The organism is Enterococcus sp. DIV0421 (assembly GCF_051713745.1).
Taxonomy (GTDB): domain Bacteria; phylum Bacillota; class Bacilli; order Lactobacillales; family Enterococcaceae; genus Enterococcus_D; species Enterococcus_D casseliflavus.
Genome location: NZ_JBIOQM010000001.1, coordinates 287,427 through 306,081, shown reverse-complemented (window position 1 = coordinate 306,081; position 18,655 = coordinate 287,427). Strand labels below are relative to the sequence as shown.

Genomic DNA, 18,655 nt, shown 5'->3' with positions numbered 1-18,655 from the left:
TTTAAGATTGGAGTACGAAGTGTGAAAACAAAAGACAAAGAACATCGGCGTGTGGTTATTTTGCTGAGTGCGATCACAGTCTTACTGGTCGTTATTCTCTTCGCTTCTATTTTCTATCTCCGTTCTTCTCGTCCAATGCGACAAGCAAGAAACGAAGCAATCGAAATAGCAGAAAGATACACCGATTTAGCAGAGGTCGAACAATTTTATTGGTTTACCCGTGAGGAAACCTCCTTTAGCATTGTTGGAAAGGATACGAATAACAATGAGATCGTTGTGATCATCCCAAAAAGCGGTGAGAAGGTTTCTGTTTTTAATCAAGCGGATGGGCTGACGGAAGCACAAGCTAAGGCATTTGTTCGCGACAATCATCAAGGTCAGGAAATCCAAAAGGCCGCATTGGGTATTTTTGAAGGCGAGCCAACTTGGGAAGTCATGACGAAAGATGGCGAGGGTCGTTTGAACTATTATTTGATTGGTTTCAAAGATGGCGAAGAAATCAAAGCGATCACTGAACTATAGGAAGACGCTTATGATAGAATGAATTTTGGATCGTAGAAAGGATGATAAACATGGTACTTTCAAAAAGAGCAGAAAAATTGGAACCCTCCGCAACGTTAGCGGCATCTGCTAAGGCAAAAGCGTTAGCGGACCAAGGTGTAGACGTATTAAGTCTAACTGTCGGTGAACCCGACTTTATTACCCCGAAAAACATTCGCCAAGCAGCGATCGCAGCGATTGAGAGCGGCAAGGCTAGTTTTTACACAGCAACTGCGGGGATTCCTGAGTTAAAACAGGCGATTCTTGCTTATATGAAAGAGTTTTATGGTGCTGACTATGATTCAAACCAAGTGATCGTGACAGATGGCGCGAAGTTTGCCCTTTATACGCTGTTTCAAGCGCTCCTTGATGAAGAGGATGAAGTACTCATTCCAGTGCCTTATTGGGTCAGCTATGCGGAACAAGTCCGTTTAGCGCAAGGGACACCTGTGTTTGTTGAAGCCAAGCAAGAAGCCGATTTTAAAGTTTCTGTGGCTCAATTAGAAGCTGCTCGTACAGAGAAAACGAAAGCCATTATTTTAAACTCGCCTGCCAACCCTACAGGGGCGATTTACTCAAAAGAAGCGTTAACGGCAATCGGCAACTGGGCAGTGGAAAATAATATTTGGATCATTGCCGATGATATCTATGGCCGTTTGGTTTATAACGGCAATACCTTTACATCTATCGCAAGCTTATCAGAAGAGATACGCAAACAAACCATCGTGATCAATGGCGTTTCTAAAACCTATTCTATGACTGGGTGGCGGATCGGATTTGCTGTCGGCGATGCAAAAATCATCAAAGCGATGATCGATATCGCTTCCCAAGCTACTAGCAACCCGCCGGCTGCTAGCCAATACGCAGCAGTTGAGGCACTGACTGGGAATCAAGAATCGATCGAAGTGATGCGTCAGGCCTTCGAAGAGCGCTTGAACAAACTATATCCGCTAATTGCCGCTATTCCTGGTTTTCAGGTGACGAAACCCCAAGGCGCGTTTTACTTGTTCCCAAATGTCAAAGAAGCCATGACGATGTGCGGCTATCAAACCATTGATGCCTTCGTGGAGGCCTTGCTGATGGAAGCCCACGTGGCAGTAGTGACTGGTGCTGGTTTTGGTACACCAGATTATTTACGCATCAGCTATGCAACTGATTGGGACACGTTAGCGGAAGCTACCAAACGAATCCATGATTTTGTTGAAAAGAAACGCCAAAAAGCTTAAAATGCTCTATGGTGCCTTTATTAATTAGATAGGAGAGAATCAAGTGGAATCTATTCAAATTTTAGATGCAAAAAAACATGTTGGCGAAACCGTTCAAATCGGAGCATGGGTTGCTAACAAACGTTCTAGCGGCAAGATCGCCTTTTTACAACTTCGTGACGGAACAGCGTATTTTCAAGGAATCGTTGTAAAAAGTGAAGTAGGGGAAGAAGTTTTCCAATTAGCGAAAAATCTAAATCAGGAAACTGCCGTACTGGTCACTGGGGAAATCAGAGAAGACAGCCGCTCAAAATTCGGCTATGAAATTGGTATCTCTGGTTTAGAGGTTGTTGGGGAAAGCCATGATTACCCAATCACACCAAAAGAACACGGAACAGATTTCTTGATGGACCATCGTCATTTATGGTTGCGTTCCTCAAAACAACACGCCATCATGCAAATCCGAAACGAAATCATTCGGGCAACGTATGAATTTTTCAACAAGAATGGCTTCATCAAAATCGATCCACCGATCCTAACTGGATCAGCACCAGAAGGAACGACCGATTTATTTGAAACCAACTATTTCGATCAAAAAGCATATTTGTCTCAGTCTGGTCAATTGTACATGGAAGCTGCCGCTATGGCGTTTGGCAAAGTCTTTTCTTTTGGACCAACTTTCCGTGCCGAAAAATCAAAGACACGTCGTCACTTGATTGAATTTTGGATGATTGAACCAGAAATGGCCTTTATGCACCAAGAAGAAAGCTTGGAAGTCCAAGAGCAGTACGTGGCATTCTTAGTGCAAAATGTGCTCGATAACTGTGACTATGCATTAGACGTCTTAGGCCGTGACCGTGAAGTCTTGAAAAAATACACCAAATTACCATTCCCACGAATCTCTTACGATGATGCAGTGGCATTATTACAAAAGAACGGCTTTGATGATATTCAATGGGGCGATGACTTTGGCTCACCACATGAGACCTTTATTGCCAATTCATTCGATCAGCCCGTCTTTATCTTAAACTATCCAAAAGCCATCAAACCTTTCTATATGAAGCCACATCCAACGAGAGAAGATGTCGTGATCTGTGCCGATATGATCGCACCAGAAGGCTATGGCGAGATCATAGGCGGTTCTGAACGTGCCATCGATCATGAATACCTGCTAGAACAAATCCGCGCCCACGGCTTGGACGAAAATGAATATTCATGGTATTTAGATCTACGCAAGTACGGCTCAGTTCCTCACACCGGCTTTGGTCTTGGATTAGAACGGACCGTTACCTGGTTATCAGGAATCGAGCACGTAAGAGAATCCATTCCGTTTCCACGGCTGTTGAATCGGATTTATCCTTAGGGAAATGCAGATGGTTGGTAACTATTCAACCATCTGTTATTTTTTTTATTTTGAAGTTTCATTTATGTTTCATTATTGGTAACAATATAACGGTTTTATTACAATTATTTTCTTTTAGATGAATATCGGGTAAAATGAAAGGTAGCGTAAAAAAGAAAGGGACACTGTGATGAAATCATGGCTTCTTGCGAAAATTAAGCAAAGTTATTTATTCACAATTAAGCGATTTGCTAAAAAAAATAAGAAACAGCATCAGCAAATTGTTTATTTACTTAGTTTTCCTAGTACAAGCAATTATATAATTGAGAAGTTGTTTCAGAAATATCAAAAACGACTGACAATTTGTTATACAAAGAACGCAACTGATTTAGCAAGAACTTATCAAGAAAAAGGATGTCCAATTTACTGTATCGATTCACAACTGATTTTATTTAGACATATTGTTCCTTTATTGAAAAGCGCAAGAGTTATATTGTGCGATAACTATTTTGCTATATTAGGTGGGATTGACTTTTTACCCAAAACAAAAATAGTTCAACTATGGCATGCCAATGGAGCAATTAAAAAATTCGGTTTAGAAGCTCACTATGCTAAAAAAGCAACCCAGGCCGATCAAAAACGTTATAAGGATGTTTATCGTCGATATACCCACTATGTGGTAAGTTCACCTAAGATGGCGTCAATTTTTGAGAGAAGCTATCAACGTGAATTGACTTTTTTACCCTTTGGCTATCCACCAACGGATCAGTATTTTAAACGTGATGATGAAAAAATAAAAGAAATGAAAAAAATTTTTGGAGGAAAAAAATTGCTCCTCTACGCACCAACCTACAGGGAAGAACGAGGAGATTTTTTTATTGATTTTAACAGATTACTAACAGAGTTACCTGAGTGGAACATTCTTGTGCAACTTCATCCCCATGATTTAGAGCAGTTACAACATTTAAAAAAAATTGAAGGAATCATAACGAATTTTGAAGGCTACAAAATCCAAGATTTATTTCCGATAATCGACTGTTTAGTGACTGATTATTCTTCAATACCTTTTGAGTATAGTTTAAGCAACCCGAGTGGTATGATTTGCTATTTTTGTTATGATTATGATTTATATGATAAAACTGTTGGTATCCAAGATTGTTTCAAAAAACAAAAGAGCATAGCTAAAACACAAGATGAACTTGTCAGAATCATACAAAAGGGAACAAGTGATTTAAACCAATTCAACCAAGAATGGAACACATATGTTAAAGGGAATGCCATAGAACAACTAGTAGAGTGGGTGAACGCACAATATGAATACTGAAGTAATCATGGGATTACCTGTTGATCAGGTTACTTATCAAACTATTTTGGCAGAATTGCCTTTATATTTTGAGAATGGAAAGAAAATGACGGCGATTAGCATAAATCCACAAATAGCTGTTGACGCAAAAAAATATCCTGACATAGTAGAATTTATCAAACAAAGTACACATCGTATTCCCGATGGAATAGGAATAGTGCTAGTTTCCCAACTAACTGGTGGTAAAATTAAAGAACGCGTAGCTGGATTTGATTTAATGGTGAAATTTTTAGAATATGCTGATAATCATCAAAAAAGAGTTTTTTTTTATGGAGCGAAACCCGAAGTTTTATTTGATGCCATAGAAAATACTCGTGAATTATATCCTAACTTGACAATTACTGGTGGAATAGATGGTTACACTTCTTTATCAGAAGTGGAAGTAGTTGAAATGATAAATAGAGCAAAGCCAGACTTTCTCTTTGTAGCATTGGGATTTCCACGTCAAGAGCAATGGTTGGCTCGTAACACATCTCGCTTAAATGTTACTGTCCTACAAGATGTAGGAGGGAGTTTCGATGTTTTAAGCGGACGAGTAAAACGAGCGCCAAAAATGATTATAAACTTACATTTAGAGTGGCTTTATCGTTCGTTAAGTAATCCGAAACGGATTGGTCGGATTATTCAGTTGCCTATCTTTGTGGTGAAAAGTTTGTGGTGGAAGGTTAGAGGAGACGATTAAGTTATGACAAGAAAAATAGGAATAGTTGGTTATGATTTATTTGGTACAGGAGGAACAACTCGAAGTAATACAAATCTAATCAATGAATTTTTAGCAGATAATAAAGAAATTATCTATTTCAATTTATTACCTTTTTCTAGCCTGAAAGTGAAAAAAATAAAAAAATTATTTATTAATCCAGACAAAATTCAATTTTATCAGTTAAAAGATTTCTCAGAGAGTCAGGAAGCAGATACGTATATCATCACTCGAGAAAGCCTTTTTGTCTTTGCAAAAATAATTAAGGAAAAATTCCCTCAAGTAAAAGTGATTGGAGAAGTCCACACACCTCTGAGTTTAATTGATCCAGAAACCGATTTTGCACCGGATGCTATTGATACATATCGAGTAGCAACAGAAAAGATCAAACAAACATTAAAGGATAAATTTAAAGATAATAATATTGTTGTTTTTCCAGTAAGTATTCGTCATTTGGCAAATAAGGTACAAAATAAAGATGTTTCTTTGAAAAAAATAAATTCGGAAGTCAATTTTTTAGTATATTCAAGATTTGATGAATCACAGAAAGATATAGCTTATAGTATTAAGTTAATGGATTATCTAGTTCACAGAGCAGGCAAAAATCATTATAAATTATATATTAATGGAACTGGAACCGGTGAAATTTTATATAAAAACTTAATTGAATTGTATCATTTAAGTGAGAATGTTTTCTTGAATCATAAAGTGCCTGAATATGGAATCTATTTGTCAACAGCTCGTTATGAAACTCTTGGTTATTCTATTATTGAAGCATTTATAGATGGCCGTCCAATCGTTTTATATAAAGGAGACGACAATTCACTAAAGGATATTTATCGTGACTTCAAAAGTTTTTGTTGGTTAGAGAAGAACATTATAAAAGATGCACAAGAGATTATTCATTATGTAAACGAGAATTACTCTGAAAAGCTGCATTTGTTTAAACACGACATCCCTTTGGTTGAAGACTTGAGCCCCTTGGAAGATTATGGCAAGAAATATGAAGAAACAATTCTATCCGCGCCGCTAGTAAATAAGCAACGTTTCGAAGGTAAAGCAGATAATCTATATCAAATGATTTATGATCAGAATAATCTAAGTAAAGATACATTTGCTCTTAAGATTTATCTTAGATTAAAAGAGATGAGGGTTATCGGACCTATTGTTTCTTCTGTGAAAACTAAAGAAATGTTAAAGAGATTGATGAGAAAAACAGAGGCAACTCCTACAAGTGATATACTGTTAAAGGGAAATCTGAGGGATGATTTTGTTTTTGTAGAATCTTTTCATGGCAAATCTTTCGCAGGTGATCCGAAATATCTTGCCATAGCGTTAAAGAAAAATTTTCCTGAATACACGTTTTACGTTAGCTCAGTGAATGAATTAGTTGACATGGAAATATATTCTTACGGAATGATACCGGTGCGTCTAGGCGGAAAACAATATGTCACAAAGTTTAGAAAATCAAAGTTAGTGATATTGAATGGGAATTCGTTGGATAAAGCAGGCAAAGTAGAGGGCCAGATTTTTTTAGAAACTTGGCATGGTGTTCCTCTAAAAAAAATGGTTGCAGATTTAGTTGATTTTCGTCAAAGAGAAACTGAAGTATCCGCATTTATCCCAAGAATGAAAAAATGGAATTACTTGATTACTTCTTCTCCACGGAATTTAAAATTATTTGAAAGTGCTTTTCAATTAGAAAAAAACAAACAATTAAAAATTTTAAAAAGTGGCGCACCAAGAAATGCTTTTTTGATAAAAAATAAAGATAATACGGCATTAAAAAATAAGCTGTTAGGGAAGTATTTTAATTATAATTTCGAGTTAGGGAAAAAATATATTTTGTATTGTCCAACTTGGAGAAAACAAAAAAGAGATGCTATCAGTCAACTTGATTTTATAAAAGTTTTGAATCAGTTGCCAAATGAATATGAACTAATTGTAAAATTGCATCCTTTAGAATCAGAGTTAATCAATTATTACAATAATTTAGATCCACGTATTCATTGTTTCTTTAATGAAATATCTGATATACAGGAATTATACTTAATAGCTGATATATTGATTACAGATTATTCATCTGCTATGTTTGATTTTGCTCACGTAGATAAAAAAATCATTATTTTACAAGAAGATGCTTTAGATTATGAGAATAGTATAGGTTGGTATTTTGATTTAGAAAAATTAACGGGCTTAATAGGACAATCATATACAGAAGAGGAACTTGCCTGTGAAATAAAGAATCATAATGAAAAATTATATAACCAGAAAATACTTCAGAATCTACTTTCGTGGGATGCGATTGATACCGAAAAAAATATAATAAAACAATTGATGATAAGGTGGAATAGTTAATGAAAGAGAAAATAGCAATATTATTACCATGTTACAATGAAGAAAAAACCATTGAGAAAGTTATTAAAGACTTTAAAAATGTTTTACCAGAGGCTGACATTTATGTTTATGATAATAATTCAAGCGATAATACTTTTGAAATAGCTAAAGCCGCAGGAGCAATTGTTCGAAAAGAATTTAAGCAAGGAAAAGGGAATGTAGTCCGATCTATGTTCCGAGACATTGATGCAGATTATTACATCATGGCAGATGGGGACGATACTTATCCAGCTGAAGAAGTTTTTAAACTATTAGCGCCACTTCAAGAAAAGCGCGCAGATATGACGATTGGTGACCGATTATCAAATGGGACTTATGCAGAAGAAAATAAACGTGCTTTTCATGGGTTAGGCAATAGCTTGGTTAGAAGTTTAATTAATGGATTGTATAAAGCAAACTATCAAGATATTATGACAGGGTATCGAGGATTCAACAAGTTATTTGTTAAAAGCTTTCCTGTTTTAAGCCCAGGTTTTGAGATTGAAACAGAGTTAAGCATTCATTCTTTAGATAAACGTTTTAATTTAGTAGAAGTTCCTATTGAATATCGTGATCGACCAGAAGGTAGTGAATCCAAACTAAACACTTTTACTGATGGATTTAAGGTTTTGAAAACAATATTCAATCTATTTAAAGACTATAAACCATTAATTTTCTTTTCTTGGTGGGCGTTAATCTTCTTAATTTTTGGCTTAATTGCGGGAATTCCAGTTTTAAGTGAATTTTATAGAACAGGGTTAATCGATAAATTACCATCTGCAGTGCTAGCTGTCGGACTTGTTTTAATGGCTATGTTAGCATTTGTTTGTGGACTAATCTTAGATACAGTGGCTAGAAAGTCAAGAGCTCAATACGAAATGGATGTCTATCGTCTGTTATTTGAGTTAAAGAGGGAAGGGAAATAATTGCTAAACAGTACCTATATTAAATATTTCTTCTGGCTGACAGCATCGGTATTATTCAGCATGATGCTTTTCCAAGATATAAAAGTAATAATCGGAATGTCTGTAATTAATTTTATTCTATTGTTTTTTTTAAGTGACAGTGTAAAAAAAAGACCCTATAGTCGGTTGACCAATTTTTTTATATCTTTTCTATTTGCAACGATCATGGGAATTAGTTTAATACCTTCAGAAATATTGACAACATTTAATCTAATATTTAGTATGCAAGGAATCTATTTATTGGGTACATTTGCTTATTTTCTTTGCTTTTTTTCCGCTTTACAAGATTATTTATTAATTCCTCCCCAAGAAAGTTCTAAAAGAAAAGTCACATCCTTTTGGGTATATACTTTAGCTTTTTTTCTTATGTCAAGTATTTATTTATATGCATATTATCCAGGAATATTTTTCCCGGATTCTATCAATCAATGGGATCAAATCCAGACAAGTAATGTACCATGGAATGATTGGCATCCAGTGGGGCACACATTTGTTATTATGGCTACTTCGTTAGGAAAATATCCAATAGGATTTATAGTATTCCAAATTGTTATTTATAGTTTGATTATGGCATATTTTTGTGATTTTATTAGAGAGTTTGTAGGAAGTAAATTTGCGACGATATCTTGTATCTTTTTTATAGCTATACCGATCTTTCCGTTAGCTAGTATATATATAGTTAAAGACTCTCTATTTACTTATACACTTTTATTAGTTACCTTATACTTGGTAAGAATCATTATAAGCCAAGGAAAATGGCTAAATAAATTCTCAAATCTAGTCCTGCTGTATTTTACTTTATTAGGATTTGTTTTTTTTAGACATAATGGATGGCCGGCATTGCTTGTATCTACATTAGTATTTGCAGTGTTTTTATTTAGAAAAAAATTTATTAAATTATTCGTCGTAATCGGATTAGTTGTTTTTAGCTATCAAGTTATTACGGGTCCTATTTATAATCACTTCAACGTTATTAGAAGTGATTCAACTGAATCTTTAGGAATTTTTGTTCAAATTTCCGCTGCTATTATCAAGAATGACGGGACTATATCTAAAGAGGAAATGACATATTTGGAAACATTGATGCCAAAAGAGGATTGGAAGAACCTATACCAACCGAATAATGTTGATAATATAAAGTTTAAAGAACGATTTAAAAAGCAAGTAATAAAGGATGATCCTAAAAAATTTTTAGAAACAGTTCTTGGTCTCATAATTAGAAATCCTGGCTTAACATTAGAAGCATATATGAAGCAAACCGAAATTTTATGGCACGCAAACTTTTCATTAGAACTGGATAATTTACGCCCACTCTTTAGAAACCAGTTAAGCGGTCAACAAGGTCCCTTTTTCTTTATGACTAGAGAACAGAGAGAGGAAATTGATCCGGATTACAAAGGTTTGAATTTAGATGAACTTACTAGAAGTGACAACGTTGTAAGGGATCAGTTGCTAGCCATACAAAATTGGATTTTAGAAAGCAGACTTTATGTTTTATTAATGCCTGCCCTTTACTTTATTTTGTTTCTCTTTTCAATGGTTATGCTTATTATCCAAAATAAAACAAAACTAATAATTGCTTTTATGCCGTATGTATTAGTAATGGGTACAATTTTTGTTGCAATTCCTGCGCAAGATATTAGATATGCATTGCCTAATTTATTTATCGGGATTTTAGGGCTGGCTACTGTAAAGGGACGATTCTCAGAAAGGGTGTCCGAAAATGCAGAAAACTAGCCAACGTGTAGGAAGTTTTGATGTGTTGAAAATATTAGCAATTCTGGCTATCATAATCCACCACTACGCGTTGTGGTCAGGATGGAATTTTTCCTCGGGTTTTCAGTTGAACAAATTAGCAGCTCAGACCTTATTAATCGGAGGAAAACTTGGAGTAAATATTTTTGTAATGATTACTGGATATTTTCTAATTTCTTCCATTCCTAAAATTAGAAGCTTATTTCAAGTTTGGGTAGAAACAACGTTGATTTCGCTAATTATCTATTTCTTTTTAGTTTTTAATACAGATATTGGCTTTCATTTTGAATGGAAAGAGTTTATTTTCAGACTATTCCCAGTTGTTTTTGGGAAGTATTGGTTTGTTACCTCTTATACATTAATGTATTTTTGTATTCCCGCTATAAACAAATTAATGGTAAGTACGGATATAAAAAAAATAAAACAAGTTTTGATATTTTCTTTTATTATTTTTAGTCCATATACGTTTATTTATTATAATAAAGGATTAAATTTCTCTCATCCAGTCTGGTTTCTTTTTTTATATGCCATCGGTGCTTATATAAAATTGAACGAGAAAAATATTAAGAAAATTAAAATGTTTCCTTTATTTACAATGAATATTTTGATGTTGCTTATAGGGATTGGAATTAATATTAGTTAGCAGATTATTTTTGCAAACAAGGATAGTTTTTTTGGAAATGTTTTTAATGCTTTGGGATGGAATGAGACAATTTTTTATACACGTGATTCTAGCCCGTATTTATTGATATTTGCAGTGCTTATCTTTGTATTTTTCCTAAAATTACAAATTAGACCACGAAAGATATATTCATTTGTCGCAAGAGCTTCTTTTGGAGTTTATTTGATCCAGAGTAGCCAATGGTTTAGCACTGAGTATTTGTGGCCTATACTTGTGAAAGGCAGTCAATTTGATTCGGGTAAAAATATTGTGTTGTATGGATTTTTCATTTCTATACTTATATTCCTTACGGGAATTGTCATCTATATCGTTTTATTACCTGTAATAAATGTGGTGATGCATTTATTTTCTACACCACTTCATCATCTTCAAGAAAAAGTATTTGGTACAAAGGAGAAAAAAAATGGATTTTAAAGGCATACTTAAAAACTTCAGTAGGAATATGCTAAATGAAGAATTCTCGAGAAGAACTCAGTTCACTAAAAATTACAATAGAAACAAGGTGAAAAGCAATATTGTTTTTTATGAGTCTTTTCATGGAAAAGCAATGAATGATAATCCATTTGCAATATTTAAATATTTAGTAAATAGTAATGAGTATGATCATTTAATTCATGTGTGGTCTTTGAACGATGTCACAGATAATGAATACGTAAAATATTACAGTAAGTTTAAAAATGTCAAATTTGTAACACCTTATACGAAGGATTACTATTACTATTTAACGGTAGCAAAATATATCTACAGTAATGTTACTTTGCCTCCTTATTACATCAAAAACGAAGGTCAAGTATATGTAAATACTTGGCATGGAACTCCCTTAAAAACATTAGGAAAAGAAATGGCTGGTAATGTTGCTCAGAACTACAATGTTCAAAGAAATTTTTTGCAAAGTGATTTTTTACTATCCCCAAATACGTTTACTACAGAAAAAATGGTTTACTCCTATGATATCGATGGCATTTACAAAGGAAAAGTGTTAGAAAATGGGTATCCCAGAATAGATAGTATTTTCAGCAACAGTGAAGTTGTTAAAAATTTTCTAGAAAAAAATAACATTGATCTAAATAAAGAGTTAGTTTTATATGCGCCGACTTGGAGAGGAATTACTGGTCGAGTACAAGATACAACGACGGATATGGTTGAACGATTGAACGCGATCTCTCAGGGGATTTCTGGAAGTAATAAACAGTTTATTGTTAAAGTACATCCTTTAGTTTATCAATTTATAAAAGAGATTCCCTTAGATGATATCTTTCTAGTACCAGATTGGATCGATGCCAATGAATTACTTCACTTTGTAGATATTTTGATTACTGATTACAGTAGTATTTTCTTTGATTACTTGGTTACAGATAAACCAATTTTGTTTTATATGTATGATAAAGAAGAATATGAGCACTCAAGAGGTCTATATTTCGATTTAAATGAAATGCCTGGAGAAATTTGTACTACAACGAAAAAATTAGTGGATTCTATTTTGTCGGCAGATAATGAAAAATTTCATGCTAATCCGAATGTAACTATTTTTAAGGAAAAATATATTTCTCACGAGGACGGTCACGTAACAGAGAAGTATATAAACTTTATAATGAACGGAAATAATGCTGTTAATGTTCGCTCTTTTGATAATCACAAACCGAATGTTGTTGTATATGGCGGAGGGCTATTAAATAATGGGATTACCTCTTCTTTAATTAATCTAAGCAAAAATTTTGATTATGATAAGTACAATCTAATCATTGTTGATAAAAACAAGGTTAACCAAGAATTTGAGGCAAATATTGGTAGATTATCGGAGAAAGCACATGTTGTCTATAGAAATAATGGGTTAAGTCTTACTTATTCAGAGTGGATTAAGTATAATAGATTATTTAACCGTTCTTCTGTAGAAGATATCAAAACACATCAGATATTTGTAGCTAGAGAATGGAAACGGCTTTTGGGGAATACTCAAGTTGATAGAGCTATTGATTTTGGCGGATACGCTCCGTTCTGGTCATATATGATGGCATTTTCTAAAGCGAAAAGAAAAATTATTTATCAGCATAATGACATGCAGGCAGAGTTTGATAAAGTTGTAGAAGGTCGATACGTTCATAAGAAAAATTTAACCACTATTTTCGAATTCTATAAATACTTTGATTATATTGCATCCGTTGGTAAACTTACAATGGAACAGAACAAAAAAAATCTTTCGAAATTTGTTTCAAATGACAAATTTGTTTATGTTCCAAATTTATTGGATAAGGAATACCTTTTCAATCATCGAAATAATCCCCAACTATCAATCAAAGAGGTTCTAGGGGAAGAAAAGTTAATTATTGAAGAAGCTAGTGAGTTTGGAAGAAATATGTTAGTAGGAGTGACTGCTCCTACTAAGAATGCCAAAAACTTTGTGACAATTGGTCGGTTATCTCCTGAAAAAGATCAAGAAAAACTATTGTTTGCTTTTAAAGAAATTATGATGCAATCAAATGATCAGCACCAGCTTTATATTATTGGTTCTGGAAAAGAAGAGAAAAAACTTAAGACCACAGCATATGTATTGGGCTTAGAAAAAAATGTTATTTTTGTAGGGCAAACCGTACATGCAATGGAGATACTAGATAAGTGTGATTTATTCGTCTTTCCTTCAAATCACGAAGGACAACCAATGACTTTGCTAGAATGTCTAGCACTTCAAATTCCAGTTGTTGCAACGGATATTCCAGGAAATATTTCTGTTTTGGAAGATCAAAATGGAATGATAGTGGACAATAGTGTTGAGGGGCTAGTGGGCGGTATGAATCGCTATTTGGCTGGAGAAAAAATTCCTTCATCATTAAATGTGGATCAATACAATCAAGACGCATTAAATCGCTTCTATGCATTGATTGAATAGAATAACACTCATAAATCACTGATTGGTATAACTAACTATGTAACAGCATATACTAAGTAGTATGGTATGTATAACTACTGAATTTAACCTGAGACAGAATAGAGTTTTTCTGTCTTAGGTTTTTTTTATGTAGAGTTGTTTGAAAGAGTGTTCATTAAATTACCAATTTGAAAGGAATTTAGAAATAAAATCCCAGACAGTCATAGATTGCAGATGAATTTATATAAAATAAATTATTTAGAATCTATAGCCTTGATTTGTTTTATGGTACAATTTAAAAAGTAAGCATCTAATAGGATTATCAAATTTAGTTTTAATTATTCAAGGAGGTATTATGAAAAAAGTACTTATAAAATTACTAAAAGTATGTATGTTCGTAGCTATACTAATGCTCCCTACTAATGCTCATGCGGATGATATATTTGACTCAAATATTCTTAATGATGAAATCACTGCATTATTAAGGAGTCAGAGAAACTCGCAGATTATTAGTAAAAACTACCCATTTCTTAAAATTCAAAAAGACTATTCTGGTAATTTTGATAAGATGAACTATCAAGATGGATATGCTTTGCCTACTGGGGTTGTCATACATGAAACTGCAAATTCAAACTCTACAATCCAAAATGAGATTGCATATATGAAAAGAAATTGGCAAAATGCTTTTGTGCATGCTTTTGTTGATCATAATAATATTATTGAAATCCATCCTACAGACTATTACAGTTGGGGGGCCGGTCGACAAGCTAATCCCAAATTTATTCAAATAGAATTGGTGCGAGTTTCTAGTTCAAATTTTGATCGATCTGTATATAACGACGCTTTTTATACAGCATATATGTTAAAAAAATATAATTTGTTTCCAGATAATGCTCATAGTGATGGGAAAGGAACTATTTGGAGTCACGATGCAGTTACTAGGTTTTTAGGAGGAACGGATCATACTGATCCTGTGGGATACTTTAGTGCAAATAATTATTCAATGTATGATTTCTATGAATTAGTTGTTTATATATATAACAAGATTGGTGGGTCTGTTGCTACGAAGATAGAAAATATAAATAACGATGCTTTAGTGACTGGTACCGGGTACATTTTTTCTGAACCTCAAGGTAATATTGATTCTAAAATAACTGGGAATATTAGCAATTATGCTAATAAAAAATTAAATGCAATTCGAGAAGTTACTATGCCAGGCAACAGTAAATATTATTTAGTTAAAGAGGGATCTAATTATTTAGGCTGGGTAGCTGAAAAGAATATAAAATTATATGGCAAAGTATTATCGAGTAAAACATTAGATAGCGATGCTACAATAAAAGATCTTAAATATTCGGGCATCTATAATGTTCCTTGGAATACGCCTGGTTATACAAAAATTGGCGATCTATCAAATTATAATGGTCAAAAATTAACAGTGATTGAAGAAGCATCGACTGCGACAGATAAGTACTATAAATTTAAAGACTCAAATGGGACGATTGTTGGCTGGGTTGATTATAGAACCCTTACTTTATATGACAAAATTCTTTCTAGTAAGACTTTGGACCAATATAGCAAAGTCCAAGCAACCAAGTATGATGGTATTTATGCAGGCCCATGGAATACGTATGGAGCAACACGAATCGGTAATACGAGCGCCTACGTGAATAAAGATGTGAAGCTAATTAACTATGCGAAGACGGCAAGTGGTGAATATTATCAATTCCAAACAGTAGATGGTAGTATGACTGCATGGGCTGATATTCGAAACTTCAAGATGTACGATACGATCATCGAACAAAAAGCAATGAATCAATATAGTAAAGTACAAGCAACCAAGTATGATGGTATTTATGCAGGCCCATGGAATACGTATGGAGCAATACGAATCGGTAATACGAGCGCCTATGTGAATAAAGATGTGAAGCTAATTAACTATGCGAAGACGGCAAGTGGTGAATATTATCAATTCCAAACAGTAGATGGTAGTATGACTGCATGGGCTGATATTCGAAACTTCAAGATGTACGATACGATCATCGAACAAAAAGCAATGAATCAATATAGTAAAGTCCAAGCAACCAAGTATGATGGTATTTATGCAGGCCCATGGAATACGTATGGAGCAACACGAATCGGTAATACGAGCGCCTATGTGAATAAAGATGTGAAGCTAATTAACTATGCGAAGACGGCAAGTGGTGAATACTATCAATTCCAAACAGTAGATGGTAGTATGACTGCATGGGCTGATATTCGAAACTTCATTGGATTAAAAGCTGTTCCATCTGTAAGTGAACAGCCACAGACTGAGGAAACAACTACTACATCTAAAGACAGTGTAAAAGAAACAAAAGATTCATCAGAAGCAATACCAGAAACTAGTCCAAGTATCTCTGAAGAATCTAGTATGATGGATTCGAGTAGTATAGTCTTTTCTTCGGAGGATAAAGAATAAGTTTTACTAGCTTTAGAACGAACAATCGTAATTGTTTTCTTTCTTGAATCAAAATAGATCATAAGATGGAGACAACGTTTTTGGTTCATATAACATTTAAAAAATGTGTTTAATTACAAAGTTTCATGGTGATTTGAGTGAAATAATAAATTTTAAAAGGTATTAATGATCAAACACAAATGGGAATAAGTTGTTTATCGAAAAGAGATTCAGTGATATCGTAAAGTTTATTAAATCCAACGGTAAAATTGATTCCACTCCTCCTAACTTTCGTGTATAATGGTACAAGCCAGTATTACGAAAGTTAGGAGGAGTTGTTTTGAGTAAACAACATCCAGAGGATAAGTCCTTTAAAGACGAAGTATTAGGAGCTTTAAAGCAACCTCAATCAGATCAAACCCAAGAAAGCGATGGTTTGAACGAGCGTCCTATTCAACAACCTCAAGAAGAGGTGGGTTCGCGAACTGCAAGTGGAAAGACCAAAAATAAACAAGCAAAGCAAGCTGCTACAAGTCGTAGGGCAGCAGAAGAAGAAGTGCCCATAGCTGAAGGTGGGGAAACGCAATTGCGCAAGCAGCAACGCAAAAAAGAAGATCGGATTGTCAATCGGATCGTTTTGATCGTAGTTCTTGCTCTACTCGTCATCGGCGGTGTTTTAGGATTTTCAATGTATCGTTATGTAGCATCAGGATTGCAGCCGTTGAATCCAGAAGATACCGAAACGGTGGCGGTTGAGATTCCTAGTGGATCATCCAACAAAGCAATTGGAGAAATATTGGAAGAAGACAATATCATTAAAAGTGGGATGATTTTTAACTATTATACGAAATTCAATAATTTAACTGGATTTCAAGCAGGAAATTATCATTTTTCTCCTAGTATGACATTGGATCAAATCTCAAAGATGCTGCAAAATGGCGAAGGCTCGGTCACCTCTGATGCAAAAGTGACGATTCCAGAAGGATTTGATGTTGATCAAATCGGTGATGCTCTAGCGGAAGCAACGAATATCTCGAAAGACGATTTCTTAGCTTTGATGGAAAGCGATGAGTTCTTTGAAAAAATGAAAGAAACCTATCCTGAGCTTTTAGCAAGTGCCGGCGATGCGCAAGGTGTGCGTTACCGACTAGAAGGATACTTGTTCCCAGCAACTTACGACTACTATACGGGAAATACCCTAGAAGAAGTCGTTACCCAAATGGTGGATAAATCAAATTCAGTCTTGTCAAAATATTTCGATCAAATCGCTCAAAAAGAAATGACGGTTCAAGAAGTCCTTACTTTGGCATCACTTGTTGAAAAAGAGGGCAGTAAGCTAGAAGATCGTAAAAATATCGCACAGGTATTCTTCAATCGTTTAGCGATTGATATGCCGCTGCAATCGGATATTTCGATTCTATACGCGTTAGGTGAGCACAAAGAGCTAGTCACGTATGAAGATACTCAAGTTGACTCTCCTTTTAATCTTTATGTGCATACCGGATATGGGCCAGGACCATTCAATAATCCAAGTGAAGAAGCGATCCAAGCGGTCTTAGATCCAACACCGAACAACTACTATTATTTCGTTGCTGATATTCATACCCAAGAAGTTTACTTTGCGGAAACCTATGAACAGCATATGCAATTAGTGGAACAATATGTAAACAATACCTCAAATTAAATTTTCATAGGTTTATAGTTTACATTTAAAAAAAAGCATGGTAATCTTTTGTGGACTCATCGCAAAAGATTACCTTTTGCGATTTATTAGAAGTTACTAAAAGGAGAAAAGAACTATGGTAGAAAAAGTTTACCCAATGACACTTGAAGGAAAAGAAAAGCTAGAACAAGAATTAGAAGAATTGAAAACGGTAAAACGCGGCGAAATCATTGAACGTATCAAGGTAGCCCGCAGTTTTGGCGATTTATCCGAAAACTCAGAGTATGAGTCTGCTAAAGATGAACAAGCGTTTGTCGAAGGCCGAATCACTACTTTAGAAAATATGATTCGTTTTGCAGAGATCATTGATAATGAGGGTGTAGACTCTGATGAAGTTTCCATCGGAAAAACAGTGATTTTTGTTGAGTTGCCTGATGGTGACGAAGAAGAGTACATGATCGTCGGTAGTGCTGAAGCAGATCCGTTTTCTGGTAAAATTTCCAATGATTCACCAATCGCTCGTGCCTTGATTGGGAAAAAAGTCAATGATGAAGTGACGATCTCAACGCCAGGCGGAGATATGCAAGTAAGAATCACAGAAGTAAAGAAAAGCTAATTGCTTGATCACTCGATCAATCTAGTTGACCCTGTTGTTCATTCTCCTTTAGGGAATTTGATCAAACAGGGTCTTTTTTCGGACCAGCGACGGATGGACAAACCATTTTTTTCAGGTATGATAGAGTAGAATTACTAGGAGGAGG

13 protein-coding genes are annotated in these 18,655 nt (G+C 34.6%); all 13 read left to right on the top strand.

Translation table 11 applies throughout. From position 1 onward, the window contains the following. The first annotated feature begins 21 nt into the window (after positions 1-21). Positions 22-522, top strand: a complete 501-nt coding sequence (locus IGI96_RS01340; RefSeq protein WP_015510034.1) for a cell wall elongation regulator TseB-like domain-containing protein — start codon at positions 22-24, stop codon at positions 520-522. Between the two features lie 50 nt (positions 523-572). Beyond that, positions 573-1,766 carry a pyridoxal phosphate-dependent aminotransferase gene (locus IGI96_RS01335; protein ID WP_005229502.1) on the top strand — a complete coding sequence of 398 codons (1,194 nt, stop codon included), beginning with the start codon at positions 573-575 and terminating at the stop codon, positions 1,764-1,766. 43 nt (positions 1,767-1,809) lie between these two features. Next, positions 1,810-3,108, top strand: a complete 1,299-nt coding sequence (gene asnS / locus IGI96_RS01330) for an asparagine--tRNA ligase (protein WP_005229504.1) — start codon at positions 1,810-1,812, stop codon at positions 3,106-3,108. A gap of 169 nt (positions 3,109-3,277) precedes the next feature. Further along, complete coding sequence (locus tag IGI96_RS01325; RefSeq protein ID WP_086338061.1) at positions 3,278-4,411, top strand: CDP-glycerol glycerophosphotransferase family protein; 1,134 nt, start codon at positions 3,278-3,280, stop codon at positions 4,409-4,411. Further along, entirely contained in the window at positions 4,401-5,132 is a 732-nt protein-coding gene (locus IGI96_RS01320; protein ID WP_176323947.1) for a WecB/TagA/CpsF family glycosyltransferase, read from the top strand. Before IGI96_RS01325 ends, IGI96_RS01320 begins: the two co-directional genes overlap by 11 nt. Positions 5,133-5,135: 3 nt before the next feature. Further along, complete coding sequence (locus IGI96_RS01315; protein WP_086338062.1) at positions 5,136-7,508, top strand: CDP-glycerol glycerophosphotransferase family protein; 2,373 nt, start codon at positions 5,136-5,138, stop codon at positions 7,506-7,508. Continuing rightward, positions 7,508-8,452, top strand: a complete 945-nt coding sequence (locus tag IGI96_RS01310) for a glycosyltransferase family 2 protein (RefSeq protein ID WP_086338063.1) — start codon at positions 7,508-7,510, stop codon at positions 8,450-8,452. The genes IGI96_RS01315 and IGI96_RS01310 overlap by 1 nt, the downstream gene beginning before the upstream one ends. Next, positions 8,453-10,228, top strand: coding sequence for a DUF6020 family protein (locus IGI96_RS01305; protein WP_086338064.1), 1,776 nt, complete (start codon positions 8,453-8,455; stop codon positions 10,226-10,228). It abuts the gene before it with no gap. Further along, positions 10,215-10,889: an acyltransferase family protein gene (locus IGI96_RS01300; RefSeq protein WP_438784793.1), complete on the top strand. Its 675-nt coding sequence runs from the start codon at positions 10,215-10,217 to the stop codon at positions 10,887-10,889. Before IGI96_RS01305 ends, IGI96_RS01300 begins: the two co-directional genes overlap by 14 nt. Positions 10,890-11,331: 442 nt before the next feature. Further along, positions 11,332-13,812 carry a glycosyltransferase gene (locus IGI96_RS01295; protein WP_270288425.1) on the top strand — a complete coding sequence of 827 codons (2,481 nt, stop codon included), beginning with the start codon at positions 11,332-11,334 and terminating at the stop codon, positions 13,810-13,812. Positions 13,813-14,146: 334 nt separating this feature from the next. Then, positions 14,147-16,252: a GW domain-containing glycosaminoglycan-binding protein gene (locus IGI96_RS01290; RefSeq protein ID WP_438784792.1), complete on the top strand. Its 2,106-nt coding sequence runs from the start codon at positions 14,147-14,149 to the stop codon at positions 16,250-16,252. A 319-nt stretch (positions 16,253-16,571) separates the two neighbouring features. Further along, positions 16,572-17,915, top strand: a complete 1,344-nt coding sequence (gene mltG, locus IGI96_RS01285; protein WP_086338066.1) for an endolytic transglycosylase MltG — start codon at positions 16,572-16,574, stop codon at positions 17,913-17,915. A gap of 115 nt (positions 17,916-18,030) precedes the next feature. Next, positions 18,031-18,510 (top strand): transcription elongation factor GreA, encoded by a 480-nt coding sequence (gene greA / locus IGI96_RS01280; RefSeq protein WP_005229556.1) that lies wholly within the window; start codon positions 18,031-18,033, stop codon positions 18,508-18,510. Positions 18,511-18,655 lie beyond the last annotated feature (145 nt).

What these genes read in the sequence shown, in the direction of transcription:
- IGI96_RS01315 (WP_086338062.1), top strand. Translation starts at nt 5,136, where the DNA reads ATGACAAGAAAAATAGGAATAGTTGGTTATGATTTATTTGGTACAGGA.
- IGI96_RS01320 (WP_176323947.1), top strand. Translation starts at nt 4,401, where the DNA reads ATGAATACTGAAGTAATCATGGGATTACCTGTTGATCAGGTTACTTAT.
- IGI96_RS01295 (WP_270288425.1), top strand. Translation starts at nt 11,332, where the DNA reads ATGGATTTTAAAGGCATACTTAAAAACTTCAGTAGGAATATGCTAAAT.
- greA (WP_005229556.1), top strand. Translation starts at nt 18,031, where the DNA reads ATGGTAGAAAAAGTTTACCCAATGACACTTGAAGGAAAAGAAAAGCTA.
- IGI96_RS01325 (WP_086338061.1), top strand. Translation starts at nt 3,278, where the DNA reads ATGAAATCATGGCTTCTTGCGAAAATTAAGCAAAGTTATTTATTCACA.
- IGI96_RS01310 (WP_086338063.1), top strand. Translation starts at nt 7,508, where the DNA reads ATGAAAGAGAAAATAGCAATATTATTACCATGTTACAATGAAGAAAAA.
- IGI96_RS01300 (WP_438784793.1), top strand. Translation starts at nt 10,215, where the DNA reads ATGCAGAAAACTAGCCAACGTGTAGGAAGTTTTGATGTGTTGAAAATA.
- IGI96_RS01335 (WP_005229502.1), top strand. Translation starts at nt 573, where the DNA reads ATGGTACTTTCAAAAAGAGCAGAAAAATTGGAACCCTCCGCAACGTTA.
- IGI96_RS01290 (WP_438784792.1), top strand. Translation starts at nt 14,147, where the DNA reads ATGAAAAAAGTACTTATAAAATTACTAAAAGTATGTATGTTCGTAGCT.